The sequence below is a fragment of the Cupriavidus necator A5-1 genome (assembly GCF_000744095.1).
Taxonomy (GTDB): Bacteria; Pseudomonadota; Gammaproteobacteria; order Burkholderiales; family Burkholderiaceae; genus Cupriavidus; species Cupriavidus necator_A.
The window spans coordinates 3,265,497-3,279,679 of sequence record NZ_JQLI01000001.1 but is presented as its reverse complement, the minus strand read 5'-3'; the positions used below and the strand labels follow the sequence as shown (position 1 = coordinate 3,279,679).

Annotated in this window: 16 protein-coding genes; 10 read left to right on the top strand and 6 right to left on the bottom strand. The window is 68.9% G+C overall.

What is annotated here, in order from left to right; translation table 11 throughout:
* The first annotated feature begins 28 nt into the window (after nt 1-28).
* From badI to aliA, 3 genes are read left to right on the top strand one after another with little or no spacing between them, the layout of a single operon-like run.
* On the top strand, nt 29-811 hold the full coding sequence (gene badI, locus K307_RS14590; protein ID WP_042879139.1) for a 2-ketocyclohexanecarboxyl-CoA hydrolase: 783 nt from the start codon (nt 29-31) through the stop codon (nt 809-811).
* 30 nt (nt 812-841) lie between these two features.
* Nucleotides 842-1,993, top strand: a complete 1,152-nt coding sequence (gene aliB / locus K307_RS14585) for a cyclohexanecarboxyl-CoA dehydrogenase (protein WP_042879137.1) — start codon at nt 842-844, stop codon at nt 1,991-1,993.
* A gap of 46 nt (nt 1,994-2,039) precedes the next feature.
* Nucleotides 2,040-3,683 (top strand): cyclohexanecarboxylate-CoA ligase, encoded by a 1,644-nt coding sequence (gene aliA / locus K307_RS14580; protein WP_042879136.1) that lies wholly within the window; start codon nt 2,040-2,042, stop codon nt 3,681-3,683.
* Between the two features lie 48 nt (nt 3,684-3,731).
* On the opposite strand, the gene K307_RS14575 is transcribed toward aliA, so the two are convergent.
* Nucleotides 3,732-4,175: an aminotransferase class III-fold pyridoxal phosphate-dependent enzyme gene (locus tag K307_RS14575; protein ID WP_051974887.1), complete on the bottom strand. Its 444-nt coding sequence runs from the start codon at nt 4,173-4,175 to the stop codon at nt 3,732-3,734.
* Nucleotides 4,176-4,290: 115 nt separating this feature from the next.
* Here K307_RS14575 and K307_RS48545 point away from each other — a divergent pair, with 115 nt between their 5' ends.
* From K307_RS48545 to K307_RS49470, 3 genes are read left to right on the top strand one after another with little or no spacing between them, the layout of a single operon-like run.
* Nucleotides 4,291-4,521 (top strand): hypothetical protein, encoded by a 231-nt coding sequence (locus tag K307_RS48545; RefSeq protein WP_196251552.1) that lies wholly within the window; start codon nt 4,291-4,293, stop codon nt 4,519-4,521.
* Nucleotides 4,505-4,678 (top strand): hypothetical protein, encoded by a 174-nt coding sequence (locus K307_RS49475; RefSeq protein WP_230625674.1) that lies wholly within the window; start codon nt 4,505-4,507, stop codon nt 4,676-4,678. The genes K307_RS48545 and K307_RS49475 overlap by 17 nt, the downstream gene beginning before the upstream one ends.
* Nucleotides 4,675-4,845, top strand: coding sequence for a hypothetical protein (locus tag K307_RS49470; RefSeq protein ID WP_230625672.1), 171 nt, complete (start codon nt 4,675-4,677; stop codon nt 4,843-4,845). The genes K307_RS49475 and K307_RS49470 overlap by 4 nt, the downstream gene beginning before the upstream one ends.
* Before the next feature lie 213 nt (nt 4,846-5,058).
* Here K307_RS49470 and K307_RS14570 read toward each other — a convergent pair whose 3' ends face one another.
* The 3 genes from K307_RS14570 to K307_RS14560 all read right to left on the bottom strand — a co-directional run bounded on the left by K307_RS14570 (nt 5,059) and on the right by K307_RS14560 (nt 7,195).
* Complete coding sequence (locus K307_RS14570) at nt 5,059-5,391, bottom strand: DUF2917 domain-containing protein (protein WP_042879135.1); 333 nt, start codon at nt 5,389-5,391, stop codon at nt 5,059-5,061.
* Nucleotides 5,392-5,405: 14 nt separating this feature from the next.
* Nucleotides 5,406-6,419 carry an alpha/beta fold hydrolase gene (locus K307_RS14565; protein ID WP_042882043.1) on the bottom strand — a complete coding sequence of 338 codons (1,014 nt, stop codon included), beginning with the start codon at nt 6,417-6,419 and terminating at the stop codon, nt 5,406-5,408.
* A 170-nt stretch (nt 6,420-6,589) separates the two neighbouring features.
* Entirely contained in the window at nt 6,590-7,195 is a 606-nt protein-coding gene (locus tag K307_RS14560; RefSeq protein WP_041681816.1) for a TetR/AcrR family transcriptional regulator, read from the bottom strand.
* A 350-nt stretch (nt 7,196-7,545) separates the two neighbouring features.
* On the opposite strand from K307_RS14560, the gene K307_RS46130 reads away from it, so the two are divergent.
* The 4 genes from K307_RS46130 (at nt 7,546) to fahA (ending at nt 12,897) form a co-directional block, all read left to right on the top strand.
* Complete coding sequence (locus K307_RS46130; protein WP_080745023.1) at nt 7,546-7,929, top strand: helix-turn-helix domain-containing protein; 384 nt, start codon at nt 7,546-7,548, stop codon at nt 7,927-7,929.
* A gap of 488 nt (nt 7,930-8,417) precedes the next feature.
* Entirely contained in the window at nt 8,418-10,115 is a 1,698-nt protein-coding gene (locus K307_RS14545; RefSeq protein ID WP_042879131.1) for an FAD-dependent oxidoreductase, read from the top strand.
* Nucleotides 10,116-10,166: 51 nt separating this feature from the next.
* Nucleotides 10,167-11,486: a homogentisate 1,2-dioxygenase gene (gene hmgA, locus K307_RS14540; protein ID WP_042879129.1), complete on the top strand. Its 1,320-nt coding sequence runs from the start codon at nt 10,167-10,169 to the stop codon at nt 11,484-11,486.
* 148 nt (nt 11,487-11,634) lie between these two features.
* Complete coding sequence (gene fahA / locus K307_RS14535; protein WP_042879127.1) at nt 11,635-12,897, top strand: fumarylacetoacetase; 1,263 nt, start codon at nt 11,635-11,637, stop codon at nt 12,895-12,897.
* Between the two features lie 6 nt (nt 12,898-12,903).
* On the opposite strand, the gene K307_RS14530 is transcribed toward fahA, so the two are convergent.
* Both K307_RS14530 and K307_RS14525 read right to left on the bottom strand, forming a co-directional pair.
* Nucleotides 12,904-13,380 (bottom strand): 3-hydroxymyristoyl-ACP dehydratase, encoded by a 477-nt coding sequence (locus K307_RS14530; RefSeq protein ID WP_042879125.1) that lies wholly within the window; start codon nt 13,378-13,380, stop codon nt 12,904-12,906.
* On the bottom strand, nt 13,373-14,179 hold the full coding sequence (locus K307_RS14525) for a beta-ketoacyl synthase chain length factor (protein WP_042879123.1): 807 nt from the start codon (nt 14,177-14,179) through the stop codon (nt 13,373-13,375). The genes K307_RS14530 and K307_RS14525 overlap by 8 nt, the downstream gene beginning before the upstream one ends.
* Nucleotides 14,180-14,183 lie beyond the last annotated feature (4 nt).

Below are 14,183 nucleotides of genomic sequence, written 5' to 3'. Positions count from 1 at the left end.
GCAAGACAACGAGACAACGGAGACCACCATGCAATATGAAGACATCTTGTACGAAGTGCGCAACGGCGCCGCCTGGATCATCATCAACCGCCCGGAAAAGATGAACGCCTTCCGCGGCCGCACCTGCGACGAGCTGATCCACGCCATCAACCGCGCCGGCTATGACCGCGAAATCGGCGCCATCGTGCTGGCCGGTGCCGGCGACAAGGCCTTCTGCACCGGCGGCGACCAGTCCGCGCACGAGGGCCAGTACGACGGCCGCGGCACCATCGGCCTGCCGATGGAAGAACTGCACAACGCCATCCGCGACGTGCCCAAGCCGGTGATCGCGCGCGTGCAGGGCTATGCCGTCGGCGGCGGCAACGTGCTGTGCACGATCTGCGATTTCACCATCGCGTCGGACAAGGCCGTGTTCGGGCAGGTGGGGCCGAAGGTCGGCTCGGTCGACCCGGGCTACGGCACCGCGTTCCTGGCGCGTGTGGTGGGCGAGAAGAAGGCGCGCGAGATCTGGTACCTGTGCCGCCGCTATCCGGCTGCGGAAGCGTTGGCGATGGGGCTGGTCAATGCGGTGGTGCCGCACGAGCAGCTCGATGCCGAAGTGCAGAAGTGGTGCGACGAAATCATGGAGAAGAGCCCCACCGCGATCGCCATCGCCAAGCGCTCCTTCAATCTCGATACCGCGCACCAGAGCGGCATCGCCGGCATGGGCATGTACGCGCTCAAGCTCTATTACGACACCGAGGAATCGCGCGAGGGCGTGCGCGCCTTCCAGGAAAAGCGCAAGCCCGAGTTCCGCAAGTACGCCAAGTAAGCCGTGCCGTCCGAACGAGCGGAGACCACCATGAATCCCTACCTTGACGAAGACCTGACGGCGCTGGCCGAGCACGCACGCCGCTTTGCCGATGCGCGCGTGGCGCCCGGCTACCTGGAGCGCGACCGCACCCGCGTGCTGGACCGCGCGCTGATGCGCGAAATGGGCGAGATAGGCTTTATCGCGCCCGAACTGCCGGAACAGTATGGCGGGCAGGGCATGGGCTCGCTGGCCGCCGGCGTGATCCATGAAGCCGTGGCGCGCGCCGACCTGAGCCTGTCGTACATTAACCTGCTGGCCTCGCTCAACGGCCAGATCCTGGCGCACCATGCGCGGCCGGAAATCGCCGAGCCGTGGCTGCAGCGCCTGACGCGCGGCGAGGCGCTGCTGGCGATCGCACTGACCGAGCCGCGCGGCGGCTCCGACGCGGCCAGCCTGCGCCTGCGCATGGAGCGCGATGGCGACGTCTACGTGCTCAACGGCGAGAAGACCTCGATCTCCGCCGCCGACCAGGCCGATGCCGCGGTGGTCTTCGCCCGCAGCGGTACGGTCGAGTCCGGCGCGCGCGGCGTCTCGGCCCTGCTGGTGCCGATGGACCTGCCGGGCATCACGCGCAACCGCTTCGACTGCCACGGCCAGCGCGCCATCGGGCGCGGCTCGATCTTCTTCGAGAACGTGCGCGTGCCAGTCAGCCACCTGCTCGGCAAGGAGGGGGAGGGATTCGTGCAGGTGATGCAGGGCTTCGACTTCTCGCGCGCGCTGATCGGCCTGCAGGTGCTGGCGGTGGCGCAGGCCGCGCTGGACGAGACCTGGGGCTATGTGGCGGAGCGCCAGGCCTTCGGCAAGCCGCTGTCGGCCTTCCAGGGCGTGTCGCACCCCCTGGCCGATTTCGAGACCCAGGTGCAGGGCGCGCGCCTGCTGTGCCTGCAGACGCTGTGGCTCAAGGACCGTGACTTGCCGCACACCGCCGAGGCGGCGATGTGCAAGTGGTGGGCGCCCAAGCTGGCGTACGACGTGGTGCACCAGTGCCTGCTGTCGTTCGGCCACGGCGGTTATGACCGCGGCGTAATGGAGCAGCGCCTGCGCGACGTACTCGGCTTCCAGATCGGCGACGGCACGGCCCAGATCATGAAGACCATCATCGCCCGCACGCGCGCGGGGCGCGAAGCGGTACCGGCCTGACGCAGCGACACGACCGCCCGAGCCATCCGATAGAGAGGAGACACCCATGGACTTCGACGCCGTACTGATTGCGCCGCGCCGTGCCGCCAGCATTGCCGCCGGGCACTGGCATGACCGCACCGTCAACGACTATCTCACCGCCTGCCTGCGCGACCGGCCCGACGCTGCCGCGCTGACGGCGGTGAGCATCGACAGCGGGAGCGTGATACGCTTCACCTGGCGCGAACTGGCCCGGATGGCCGACCGGGTGGCGGTGGGACTCAGCCGTCTCGGCATCGGCGCGCAGGACGTGGTGTCCTGCCAGCTCCCGAACGGCTGGCACCTGACCGTACTGTATCTCGCCTGCGCGCGGCTGGGCGCGGTGCTCAACCCGCTGATGCCGATCTTCCGTGAGCGCGAGCTGTCGTTCATGCTGGCGCATGCGCAATGCAAGGTGGCGGTGGTGCCGCAGGTGTTCCGCGGCTTCGGCCATGCGCAGATGCTGCGGGGTTTGCGCGAGGCCTTGCCGGCGCTGCGCCATATCGTCGTTACCGGCGGCGATGGCGCGGACAGCTTTGACGCGCTGCTGAGCGGTCCCGCCTGGGAAGATGAGCCCGATGCCGCCAACATCCTGCTGCGCAGCCGCCCCGGCCCGGACGATGTCACCCAGCTGATCTACACCTCCGGCACCACCGGCGAGCCCAAGGGCGTGATGCATAGCGCCAACACGCTGTTCTCCAACATCGTCGCCTATGCCGAACGGCTGCGCCTGACCGGCGACGATGTGGTGCTGATGGCCTCGCCGATGGCGCACCAGACCGGCTTCATGTATGGACTGCTGACGCCGGTGCTGCTGGGCGCGCATGCGGTGCTGCAAGACATCTGGGACCCCGCGCGCGCCGCCGCGCTGATTCGCGACGAGCGCGTGACCTTCACCATGGGTTCGACGCCGTTCCTGACCGACCTGGCGCGCGTGGTGGCGGCGTCCGGCACGCCAGTCCCCAGCCTTCGCACCTTCCTGTGCGCGGGCGCGCCGATTCCCGGCGCGCTGGTCGAACGCGCGCGCGCGGCGCTCGGCGCGAGGATCGTGTCGGCCTGGGGCATGACGGAGAACGGCGCGGTCACCACCACGCTGCCGGATGACAGCGACGAACTCGCTTCGACCACCGACGGCTGCCCGCTGCCAGGCGTCGAAGTTCGAATCGTGGACGGCACCGACGCCGACGTGCCGCCCGGCGAAACCGGCCGCCTGCTGGTGCGCGCCTGTTCCAACTTCGGCGGCTACCTGAAGCGCCCGCAACTCAACGGCACCGATGCCGACGGCTGGTTCGACACCGGCGATCTCGCGCGGCTGGATGCCAACGGCTACCTGCGCATCGCGGGGCGCAGCAAGGACGTGATCATTCGCGGCGGCGAGAACATCCCCGTGCTGGAGGTCGAGACCCTGCTGTACCGCCATCCCGCGGTCTCGCAGGTGGCCATCGTCGCCTATCCCGACGAGCGCCTGGGCGAACGCGCCTGCGCCTTCGTCGTGCCGCGCGCCGGCCAGCGGTTCGACCAGGCGGCGATGGTGGACTGGCTCAAGGCGCAGAAAATGGCGCTGCAGTACATCCCCGAGAAGCTCGTGGTGCAGGACGCCTTGCCGGCCACGCCCGCCGGGAAGATCCAGAAATTCCGGCTGCGCGAGATGCTGCGCGGCGACGCGCCCTGAAGCTGGCTCCGCGGTGGCCACGGCCACCGCGGAATGGCGCGCAAGCGCTCAGCGGCATTGCTTGTGCGCCGCGCCGACCGCCTCGCCGAACAACTCCGCCACCAGGTCGATTTCGGTCTCGCCGATGACCAGCGGTGGCAGGAAGCGCACCGTCGCGCCGTGGCGCCCGCCCAGTCCGACGATCAGCCCGCGCTGCAGGCATTCGCGTTGCACCGTGTGCGCGAAGGTGCCGTCGGCGGGGTAGGCGCCCACCGCGTCGGCCTCGGCACGTTCGTCGATCAGTTCCACCCCGATCATCAGGCCGCGCCCGCGCACTTCGCCGATCGCGGGGCACGCGGTATGCAACTGCCGCAGCCGCGTGGCGAGGCGCTGCCCCATGGTCTCGGCATGGGCGACGATGCCCTGCGCGACCAGGGTGCGGATGGTGGCGGAGCCCGCCGCCATCGCCAGCTGGTTGCCGCGGAAGGTGCCGGCGTGGGCGCCCGCTGCCACGCGTCAAGCGCGCTGTCGTAGATCACCACCGACATCGGCAAGCCTCCGCCAATCGCCTTGGAAAGGACCAGCACGTCCGGCACGATGCCGGCATGCTCGAACGCACATGCGCCCGGTGCGGCCCAGCCCGGTCTGCACGCGCGCGCACGCTGGGGCGGGGCGGCCGCTCGCGCTGGCGCGCGGCCATCTTGCGGTGGCCGGCGTCGACATTGTGCTGCTGATGACGGGTGGGCTGGCGCTGGCGGCGGCGCGCCGGCTGCGGCGCGTCGATGCGGCACGCCAGGCCCGGATCGCTGCTGCCAGCGGGCAGACGCTAGAGGAGATGGACCGTGCCAATCACGCTTGAACACTTGCTGTGGCTGGGCCTGGCGCTGTGCGCCTACAGCGCCTTCGTGCTGTTCGCCTGCGCCACGGAGCGGCACTGGACCGGACTGTCGGGCAGGGCGGCGACCTGCCGGACAGCCGCCGGCGGCGCCTGCGGCTCGCGGCCTGGGCACTGGTGACGCTTGGCGCCGTGGCCGCGCTGGCGGGCAACCGCACCGGCTTTGGCGTGCTGCTGTGCGCGCTGGCGATGAGGATGGGGGCGTTGGCGGTGTCGTTCACGCTGACCTGGCGGTGCGGCTTTCTGCAGGCAATCGCACTCGGGCTGCTGGCGGTCTTGCGCATCTGAGGCATGCGCCCTTCGGGGCGCATGCATTTCGCCGGAAAACGCAATTAACCGCCAGGCATTACACGCGACCACATTCGCGCAGGCGCGCCAAAACTGGCAAAGCGAGGGGTGTTGTTCATCGAGTGGGTATCCCGGGGCAACTGGCAGACACGACGCACCGTGTGGCACCAGTCGCGAAAAACCGCCCCGGTCCCAGCCAGCCGCAGCCGGATATCACCGGCCGGCGCCGGTATAGCCACGGCCATGCGGCGCAAGCAAGCGCCGCAGCCACTGCCGCCACGCGCCTGCCGCTTGCCCGGCGCCTTGCCGGCACCGCGTCACTTGCAGCGATGCCGTGGTGACCGCATATAGCTCGATATGGCCGCTGTCTGACAACGTAAAGGACTCGCTCGCCGTCAGCGCCGTGTCCTTGGGGTCGCCGTCACGGATCAGCCAGAGCTCGCCTGCGGTGCAGCGCACGGCGACGTGTTCGCCGGGGTCCGCCACCAACCGCAGCGAACTGCGCGCGGGCAGGGTGGCGGTCATGTCGTTGCTTACCAGGAACATGATGGTCTCCAGGTTCAGTCGACGGCCAGGCCGTGCAGCGCGGGCGCGATCACGGCGCGCGCGGGCGCAGCGGCGGGGCGGATGAAGTCCGCGATCTGCCGGATCACGGCCGGGTCCTGCAGGATGCGGCGATGGCCCAGCCCCGTGGTGGTGGCCAGTTGCGCGCCGGGCCATGCGCCGGCGATGGCGGCGCCGTCTTCCCAGCGCACTTCCTTGTCGTCGCGGTCATGGATCACCAGCGCCGGCGGTACTGGCCGGGTACGGCCGACATCCAGCACGTTGAACGCCGACCACGGCATGCCCAGCCAGCGCTCGCTCTGCCGCTGCATGCGCGCCAGCACTCCTGGGGCGAAGCCAAGTTGCCAGGCCAGCGAAGCGCACGCGGCATGCATGTCCGCCGGCGAGCCGACCAGCACCGCCGCGCGGGCAGGGAGCCCTTCGCGCAGCGCGAGCGCCGTGGCCGCGCCGCCGAGCGAGTGCGCCACCACGGCATGCACCGGCCCGGCGTGCCATGCGGCCGCCAGCAGCGAATGCGACATCTCCAGCACCGAGGTCTGCGCCGCGCCACGCGCGCCGGCATCGGAGGCGCCATGCGAGAGCGCGTCGAACGCCACCACCCGCATGCCAGCGGCGAGCAGGCCTTCGACCACCGCGTGCCATTGCCCGGCATGGCCACCCCAGCCATGTGCCAGCAGCACGACCGGACCGCTGGCGCCCCAGCGATAGACACGCACGCGCCGGCTGGGGCCGTGGCCGGTGACCAGGGCCCAGTCGGCCCGCGCGCTGTCCAGCAGCCGCCGTGCCGCCGACGTGGCCGCGGCGCGGGGCGGGGTGAACCAGAGGCGCTCAAGCTCCCGCGCGCTCGCGCCGGGGAAAACCAGGCTGCCGGCCTGCCGGCGCAGCCGTTGCCATCCGAGCATCGCCTGCTGCATGGGGCCTGCGGAGCCGGGGCGTGCTGGTACGGTGCCGGCACGCACGGGCGCCGGGGATGAAGAAGCCGGGGAAGGGGAAGATACTGCTTGCGTCACGACCTGCACCTCCAATGGATTCTGGATTGCGCGGGTCATCGGAACCGGCCCAGCCGGTGGCGTTCCGCGCTCTTCTAAGACCGACCAGTCGTGCTTTTTTATGGGCAAAAAAACGACCGGAAGGGTTGCTGCCCGCCGGCGGGATAGCGCCGGCGCCAATGTCTTGCGTGTCAGTGCTTCCCGGTGCCCTCGGCGGCACGGGCCACCAGAGACGCGAAGGCGCGCCGCGCCATGAGTTCGGCATCCGCCCTGCCGAGCAGCTTGAACGACTGCTGGAAGGCCATGCCGATGCCGGACAGATCGAAGGCGAACTGGCGCGGATCGGTGTCGGGACCAAAGTGGCCTTCGTCGATGGCGTCACTCACCACGCGCGCCACGGTGCTGTGCCAGTCCTTAAGAGACTGCACCACCAGGTCGCGTATCGACCCCGGCTTGTCGCGGTATTCCTGGCTCAGCGCCATAAACAGGCAGCGCCCCTGGGTGACCGTGCCGCCGAGCCAGTCCAGGTAGCCTTCGAACAATGCTTCAAGGCGCGGCAGGCCGCGCGGCTGGCGCATCGCCGGCCGCACCACGATCTCGCCGAAGCGCTCGACGGCCAGGTCGAGCACCGCCTGCTGCAGCGCCTCCTTGGACTTGAAGTGCGCATACAGCCCGCTCTTCGACATATTGGTGTCCGCGGCCAGCGTGGCCAGCGACAACTGTTCGAAGCCGACCTTGGCGGCGGTATCGAGCGCCTGTTCGATGATGGCGTTACGGGTGAGCTGTCCTTTTTGCATGCATTAGAGAATAGCACGACCGGTCGGTTTGTCAACGAGACTAAAACGAAACCGGATGCATGGTAGTTGCCCGGACTTGCGTAGTTGTGGCGGGGAGGCCATAACGTCATATAGGGGGGGCATGTGACGTCAACGCGAACTGCAAAGTCTCGTTAGAGACTGGGCGGCGCGACGATTTGGTGCACGATCCGGCTCTTTGCACACTGGTTGCCGGCCGGTGTCAGGCCCGGATGGCGGACTTGGAAGAAATCTGCACAAAGTGTTTCGGCGGGTACATACGGAACGCTTTGCGTGCTCTATACTCGAATGCACGTCCGCGCACTTTTTTTCATTGGTGACTGGAGACCGACATGAACAGTACAGCCGTGCCAAGAGGCGCTAGCGAACCGTTCCGGCAACTGCGGGCGTTGCGTCGCGCGCGCAAGCTCAAGCAAGAGGACGTCGCCCGTAAAGCGGGCATTTCCCGGGAAGCGTACCTGCGAGCGGAGTCGGGTCAGGCCGATCCCCGCATGTCGACGTTCCTGGCCGCATGCGAGGCGCTGGGCCTGGAAGTGGTGCTGGCCCCGCAACATCTTGCCGCCGACGTGAACGCATTTATTGCCAGCCGCAACGGCGGCGTGACCGCAGCTTCGATGGCCGGTCAGCCGGCCGCCGGCAGTGCCCAGGCACCGGCCGCGGCCCCCGCGACCGGCAGCTTCGGCTCCGGCACCGGCGAGGGTCACAAGCCGGTCTGAGCGGGCCGATGCCTGGCCGGCCCTGTTCTCCACAGGCCGGTGCAGGCAACTGGCGTCCAGACCACCATCCTGACAACCGGCGCGGGGCGATCCGCTCTGCGCCGGTTGCTCTCGTCCGGAGCAGCGCTTCGCTAGCCGGGCGCCTATGACGCCGCAGGCCTGGCTGCCTGCATCGGCGTCTTCCCGCCTGTTCCCGTTTTTGCCTTCCTACCTGTAGCGATTCGCCATTGCGCCGCCGCGTGTGCACTGCACATCGCTGTCGTCTTTTCCGCTTTTCCCGTTTCCGGCCTACAACTGCATTGAAAGCGACGCCCGACGCATGCGTCCTCAGACGCTGTTTGACACGTCCCGCATCGGCTATTACGATATGGTAAATGCATTACGCATTCCGTAATTCTCGTGGGGTGCGGCAGGCATCGGACAAAACAGAACGGCAGGCGCTCTGAAGAGCCCGCCAGCGCGCCAGCGCAGCGCCATATGGAGACGCCGTGGACACCACCTACCCGCAACGCACCTTTGCGTACCAGCCTTGCGCCGAGCAGCGCCAGGCCGGCGGCGCCGTGCCCGCGGTGCACCCGGTGGCCGTGGTCGGCGCGGGCCCGGTCGGGCTCGCCGCGGCCATCGACCTCGCCCAGCGCGGCGTACCCGTGGTGGTGCTGGACGACGACTGCACGCTGGCGACCGGCTCGCGCGCGATCTGCTTTGCCAAGCGCACGCTCGATATCCTGGACCGCCTGGGCTGCGGCGAGCGCGTCGCGGACAAGGGCGTGAGCTGGCATGTCGGCAAGGTGTTCTTCGGCGATGCGCAGGTGTACAGCTTCGACCTGTTGCCTGAGGCGGACCATCGCCGCCCGGCCTTTATCAACCTGCAGCAGTACTACCTGGAAGGCTTCCTGGTCGATCGCGCCGCCGAACTGCCGGGCATCGAGTTGCGCTGGCGCCATCGCGTCACTGGCGTTGTGCCCGGGCCCGATGAAGTGGCACTGACCGTGTCGACCCCGGATGGCGACTACGTGCTGCACACCCGCTACGTGGTGGCCGCCGACGGCGCCCACAGCGGGGTTCGCCAGTGCCTGGGCCTGGAGAGCAAAGGCCGCGTCTTCCGCGATCGCTTCCTGATTGCCGATGTGAAGATGGCGGCGCCGTTCCCCGCCGAGCGCTGGTTCTGGTTCGATCCGCCGTTCAACCGCAACCAGTCGGCGCTGCTGCACCGGCAGCCGGACAATGTCTGGCGCATCGATTTTCAGCTGGGCTGGGACGCCGATCCCGAGACTGAAAAGCAGCCGGAGCGCGTAGTGCCGCGCATCCGCGCGATGCTGGGCGACAAGGTCGCCTTTACCCTGGAATGGGTCAGCGTCTACACCTTCTGCTGCCAGCGCATGGATGCCTTCCGCCACGGTCGCGTGCTGTTTGCCGGCGACGCCGCGCACCGCGTCTCGCCGTTCGGCGCGCGCGGCGCCAACAGCGGCGTGCAGGATGCCGAGAACCTGGCGTGGAAGCTTGCGCTGGTGCTGGCTGGCCAGGCCGGCGATGCCTTGCTCGATTCCTACGCCAGCGAGCGCGAGGCCGCGGCGGACGAGAACATCCGCCACTCCACGCGTTCCACCGATTTCATCACGCCCAAGAGCGCGGTCAGCCGCACCTTCCGCGATGCCGTGCTGCGCCTGGCGCGCCGCCATGCCTTTGCGCGCCAACTGGTCAACAGCGGCCGGCTGTCGCTGCCGACGGTGCTGGCGGCGTCGCCGCTCAATACGCCGGATGCCGACAGCTTTGCCGGCGCCATGGTGCCCGGCGCACCGTGCGTGGATGCACCGCTGCTTCGCAACGGCACCGCCGGATCTGGCTGGCTGCTGGGCGAACTGGGCGGCGATTTCACGCTGATGGTCTTTGGCGACGGCAGCGCCATCCCGTCCGACGTGCGGCACAAGCTGGCAACGGGCGCGGTGCCCGTGCGCATCCTGCTGGTGCTCGCGCCAGACCAGCAAGCCGCTTCGCCGCAGGGCGCGAGCTGCGTCACCGACAGCGAGGGCCTGCTCGCGCGCCGCTACGACGGCCGCGACGGCACCTGCTACCTGATTCGCCCCGACCAGCATGTCTGTGCCCGCTGGCGTGCCTTTGATACCGACGCCGTGTATGCCGCGCTGCTGCGCGCGCTGTGCCGGCCGCCGGACAGCCAGCCTCACTAGTGAACCTGCAACCCCGAACCCCCGACCGACACCCGCAACGCTGACGACACCATGAACCTCACGCACACCCAGCTCGCCGAGCACGGCTACATGTCCGGCTTCGCCAATGAATTCGCCACCGAGGCGCTGCCCGGTGCGCTGCCCGTGGGCCAGAACTCGCCGCAGCGCGCGCCTTACGGCCTCTATGCCGAGCAACTGTCCGGCACGGCCTTCACCGCGCCGCGCGCGCACAACCGCCGCTCGTGGCTGTACCGCATCCGCCCGGCGGCAATGCACAAGCCGTTCACGCAGATCGAGCAGTCGCGCTTCCTGAGCCGCTTCGACCAGGTGCCGCCGTCGCCCAACCAGATGCGCTGGAGCCCGCCGGCGATGCCGTCCGTGCCGACCGATTTCATCGACGGCATCGTCACCATGGCCGGCAACGGCGGCCCCGAGGCGATGACCGGCTGCGGCATCCACCTGTACCTGGCCAACCAGTCGATGCAGGACCGCTTCTTCTACAACGCCGACGGCGAGATGCTGATCATGCCGCAGCAGGGCCGCCTGCTGATGGTGACCGAGCTGGGCCGCCTGGAAGTGGAACCGCAGGAAATCGTGGTGATCCCGCGCGGCGTGCGTTTCCGCGTGGAACTGCCGGATGGCGAGGCGCGCGGCTATATCTGCGAGAACTACGGCGCGCTGTTCAAGCTGCCCGACCTGGGCGTGATCGGCTCCAACGGCCTGGCCAACCCGCGCGACTTCCTGTCGCCGGTGGCCAGCTATGAAGACCGCGAGGGCGATTTCGAGCTGGTGGCCAAGTTCCAGGGCAACCTGTGGCGCGCCGACATCGGCCACTCGCCGCTGGACGTGGTGGCCTGGCACGGCAACTACGCGCCGTACAAGTATGACCTGCGCAACTTCAACACCATCGGCTCGATCAGCTTCGATCACCCGGACCCGTCGATCTTCCTGGTGCTGCAGTCGCCGTCGGACACCCCGGGCGTGGACACCATCGACTTCGTCATCTTCGGGCCGCGCTGGCTGGCGATGCAGGACTCGTTCCGCCCGCCCTGGTTCCACCGCAATATCGCCAGCGAATTCATGGGCCTGATCACCGGCGTCTACGACGCCAAGGCCGAAGGCTTCGCCCCGGGCGGCGCCAGCCTGCACAACTGCATGAGTGGCCACGGCCCGGATGCGGAGACGTTCGAGAAGGCCAGTGCCGCCGATACCTCGAAGCCGCACCACATCGAAGACACCATGGCCTTCATGTTCGAAACCCCGGGCGTGATCCGTCCGACGCCGTACGCGGCGCAGTCGGCCTCGCTGCAGCAGGAGTACTACACCTGCTGGCAAGGCCTGAAGAAGCATTTCAACCCGAACGTTCGCTGAACCCCGGACGCCCGACCTCACCTGCCGGTTTGCTCCCCTCTCCCGCGAGCGGGAGAGGGGCCGGGGGAGAGGGCAGGCCTCCGCCAAGCATGACGAGTCACGGCACGCGCCACCCACCGTGCCACCCAAACCATCACGGAGTAACCCAATGACCGCCCCCCAAACCAGCTGGATCGCCTCCGCCAACGACGGCCAGACCCATTTCCCGCTGCAGAACCTGCCCTACGGCGTGTTCTTGACCAAGGGCCAGTCCCCGCGCGTCGGCGTGGCCATCGGCGACCAGGTGCTCGACCTCGCCGCGCTCGATGAAGCCGGCCTGCTGCCGGCCGCCGCCAAGGGCACCTTCGCCGCAGCCAGCCTGAACCGCTTTATCGAACTCGGCAAGCCGGTGTGGAGCGAGACCCGCAAGCGCCTGACCGCATTGCTGTCCGGCGAAGACGCCGCGCTGCGCGACAACGCCGCCCTGCGCGACAAGGCACTGGTGCCGATGTCCGCCGCCGCGCTGCACCTGCCAGTGGAGATCCCGGGCTACACCGACTTCTATTCGTCGAAGGAACACGCCACCAACGTCGGCCGCATGTTCCGCGACCCGGACAACGCGCTGCTGCCGAACTGGCTGGAAATCCCTATCGGCTACAATGGCCGCGCCAGCTCGGTGGTGGTGAGCGGCACGCCGCTGCATCGCCCCAACGGCCAGATCAAGCTGCCGAACGAGGCGCGCCCGGTGTTCAGCGCCTGCCGCAAGCTGGATTTCGAACTGGAGATGGGCTTTATCGTTGGCAAGGAATCGGCGCTGGGCGAGCCCATCAGCACCGCCGATGCGCCGGCGCATATGTTCGGCATGGTGCTGCTCAACGACTGGAGCGCGCGCGATATCCAGCAGTGGGAATACGTGCCGCTGGGGCCGTTCAACAGCAAGGGCTTCGGCACCTCGATCTCGCCGTGGGTGGTGACGATGGAAGCGCTCGAGCCGTTCCGCCGCGACAACCCCGAGCAGTCGCCGCAGCCGCTGTCGTACCTGCAGCAGCAGGCCAAGAACGCCTATGACATCGCGCTGGAAGTCGCGCTGCAGCCGCAGGGCGCAGCGGCCCCCAGCACCATCTGCCGCACCAACTTCAAGGCGATGTACTGGACCATGGCGCAGCAGCTCGCGCACCACACGGTGTCGGGCTGCAATGTGCGCGTGGGCGACCTGATGGGCTCGGGCACGATCAGCGGCACCACGCCGGACTCCTACGGCAGCTTGCTGGAAATGACCCGCAACGGCGCCGAGCCGGTGACGCTGGCCGACGGCAGCCGCCGCGGCTTCCTGGAGGATGGCGACGACGTGATCATGACTGGCTTCTGCCAGGGCGAGGGTTACCGCGTCGGCTTCGGTTCGGTGTCCGGCAAGATCCTGCCGGCTCGCTGAAACCCTTCAGCCGGCGTGGCTGTCATGCAGGGCGGCATCGAGGATCACCGCCGCCCGCCCTGACAGCAGCAGCCGGCCCGCGGCGCTGACGGTGAAGGCGTACAGCACGCTGTTGCCTTCGCCGCTCTCGCGTTGCGCCGCAACCTCCAGGGGCGCATCGATATCGTCGAGCCGCTCCACTTGCAGCACCAGCTTGCGCACGCTGGCCAGGTAGCCTGAGCGCGGCCGCTGCGGCGCCTGTTCCGCTGCGGCTTCCGCCAGCAGCGCGCCGTGCACGGCCATCGCCTGTGCCGCATATTCGATCCCGCATACCGCCGCCAGCCGGCCCTGCGCCCGCAGCGGGTTGTCCGCGCGCGTGTGCGTGGCCGACAGGCAGCGCACCGAGTCCGCATCCCAGTCCAACACGCCATCGAGCAGGCACATCGTGCCCTGGTGCGGAATGCGCGCCGCGATCCAGTCGCGGTCCCTCACCACATCAGGCATCCGCATTGCCGGGGGCCACGTCAGCTTCGATGCGCACCGTGTCCAGGTAGTCGAGCACCACCGTGGTGGTCTCGCCGCGGGCGATCGCCGCCAGCAACGGCAGCGCGCGTGCCGCAGGCGCGGACATGCGCAGCGCTTCCAGCGCCGCATCCGGCATCCCGGCAGCGGGCGCCTGCGTCAGCGCCACGCCGATGCGCGCAAGCGAGCGCGCCGTCACTTGCGGCGTGACCACCACGGCCACGCCGAACGGATCCGGGATCGGCCGGTGGCTGTGCAGCGGCTCCGGGTAGCCGGTGTCGTAGGCAATCAGCAGGCAGGGCTCCGCGTCGGCGGCCACCTGCAGCACGCATTCCAGCAGGCCCGCGCCGAAACTGCCGTCCATCGCGCACAGCACGTTGGAGGTGCGCATCGCGCCCGCCGCAATCGACCAGTAGCCGGCGGTGGCGTTATGCACGGAGTTGTGGAAGCGCGTGGGCGACATCAGCGGTTCGGGCTCGGCCAGCGCTTCGCAGATCGCATGGAAGTTGAAGCCGTCGCTGCTGGACGAGGCAAAGATCGTCGGCAGCTGCGCGGCGTCGCGGCCGCTGGCGGCCACCGCCTCCTGGCCTGCGCCAAGCGCCAGGCGTACGGTCGGGCCGGTGCGGCGGCGCTCGGCGGGCGGCAAGCCGGCGGGAGGGGGCAGTTCGGTGGGCGCGTGCGCGTACGGCGCGCGGCCGGCAAGCACTTCAGCGGCCTGCGTCCAGCCGGTCAGGCCGGGACCGAGCAAGCCGATGCTTTCGATATACACGTGCTGCGGCATGGTG